At 66.4% G+C, this 2,082-nt stretch carries 2 protein-coding genes; one reads left to right on the forward strand and one right to left on the reverse strand.

Annotated elements, in window-relative coordinates; genetic code table 11:
* A partial coding sequence (locus tag LQV45_RS27830; protein WP_230010118.1) for a four-carbon acid sugar kinase family protein occupies positions 1-1,162 on the reverse strand: 1,162 nt, incomplete at its 3' end.
* 190 nt (positions 1,163-1,352) lie between these two features.
* Between LQV45_RS27830 and LQV45_RS27835 the strand changes: the two genes are divergently transcribed.
* Positions 1,353-2,063 carry a FadR/GntR family transcriptional regulator gene (locus LQV45_RS27835; protein ID WP_230010120.1) on the forward strand — a complete coding sequence of 237 codons (711 nt, stop codon included), beginning with the start codon at positions 1,353-1,355 and terminating at the stop codon, positions 2,061-2,063.
* Positions 2,064-2,082: the final 19 nt, after the last annotated feature.

Consider the following 2,082-nt stretch of genomic DNA (forward strand, 5'->3'; position numbering starts at 1 on the left):
GGAGCCGGCTCGTGTGCACGATCACGTCGCCGCCGCGGAGGGCAGCGACGACCGTGTCCACGGTTTCGTCCAGGTGCTCCCCCGCGTTGTCGCCGAGGAGCTTCTCGACGTCGATCTCCACGATCCGGGCCGCGCTGTGCTGCTCGGTGAGGGCGTTGAGCTGGCGGGTGGTGACACCGACGTGCGAACCGACCACGATCAGGCCACCGGCTTCCGAGGGGATGTTGCCCGCATAGGCTTCCTCGCCGCTGAGTTCGGTGCGGATTTCCTGGCCGATCCGTGCCCGAACAAACGGCGGGCCCACGCGGTAGAGCAGCTTCTTGCCGCGGCTTTCCGCTTCTTCCAGGCCCAGGGCCAGCGCCCGCAGGTCGTTTTCGGTGACGATGTCCGCCACGATCGGAGTCGAATCCGTGGCGGCGTCGATGGCATCGGCAATGGCCTTGGCGGAGATCATCGGATCGGTGGACGCCCGGATGATGTCCAGATCCAGCACGATCACCGAATCCGCGGGGAACCGGCCGTTCGACTTCTCCTCGACATACTTGGCCATCTCCGAGTTGGCGAAGCCGAAGCTGGCGTCCCGGGCGAATTCGGTCTCGGCCACGGGGGTGAGCTGCCCGGCGTCCGTGCCTGTGCCGCGGGTGAAGTGCACGCCGCCGACCGTGACGCGGCCGGCGTCGGGGAACGCGGGAACAATCACGACGCCGTCCGTCTTCTCGCCGTTGACGGCGGTGACGGTGGCTGCGATGACGTCCGGTTCGAGCGGGTAGTGTCCGCGGAGGGTGGAGTCGCTGCGGCTGACAAAGCTGAGCCGAAGCGCGGGTTCAGCGGACGCTGCGGCCGCGAGTGCGTTGCGGACGATCTCCTCGTTGCGGGCAGCCGCCTCGGCAGGGTCAAGGCTGCGGGTGTTGGTGAGCACGTAGACCGCGCGCTGGCGCTGGCCGTCGACTTCGTAGGCGAACGCCCAGGCAAAGTCCGCCACTTCCCAGCGGGTGAGGACCGGCAGGTTCGCCACGGACTGGGTGCCGGTGGGGTCGTCGTCGAGTACGACCAGGACACGGGGGGATGCCTCGGAGGAGGCGGCCACGCTGTCTGCCACCAGCCGGGCGGGGATCTGTACTTCCGCGGGGAAAGCGGCCAGCACGTCTGCTTCGAGGGGCACTATGCACTCCATTGTGTGTGGATCTTTCAGTGGAAAACTGCGGTTCTCCGCGAGCCGCAGCAGGAACAAAATGTAAGATGTCAGACATCTTGCATATGAATGCTAGTGTGGCATATGGCACAACGACGCGCAAGTAGACTTGGCCATCACGGAGCACGCCATCAGGCAACAAGTCGCTGGACGGGGAGAATTGGCTAGGAAATCGCTGGTCGGCGTTGTGGCCGACGAACTACTGGACCGGATTATTGGCGGCGAGTTCCCGCCCGGCGCGAGCGTCCCCGGCGAACTGGAGCTCAGCTCCCGGCACGAAGTCAGCCGCATGACCGTGCGCGAGGCCATGAAAACCCTTGAAGCCCAGCGGATCCTCAGCGTGGAACGCGGCCGGGGCACGTTCGTGAACCCGGTGAACCGCTGGGGCTCCCTGGACGCCGTGCTGCGGGCAGCCTCGGAGGGCACAAACGACGCCTCGGCCGCCATCCAGCTCATCGAGCTCCGGCGGATGCTGGAGACGGGCGCCTGCGAACTGGCTGCCGGGCGGATGTCGGACACGGACATCCAGGCCCTCCGCGCGCACGTCGACAGGATGCGGCTGGCCCACGAGAGGAATGATCTCGCGGCATTCGTGGAGGAAGACCTCGCTTTCCACGACCTCATCCTGCAGGCCTCGGAAAACGTCTTCGTCGCCGTGTTATTCGAACCCTTGCACCGCGTGCTGGAAAAACGGCGGACGGAAACTTCCAAGGTGCCGGAGATCCAGGAGCACGCCATCGGGCACCATCAGAACATCGCTGACGCCCTGGCCTCCCGCGACCCGCACCGCGCCCGCGACGCCATGGACGCCCACATGCAGCAGACCCTTGACGATCTAAAGACCTTAGTGCTGGCCGGAGGCCCCGCCTGACGCGGACCCGCGCTTTGCC

Source organism: Microbacterium sp. Bi128, from assembly GCF_918698205.1.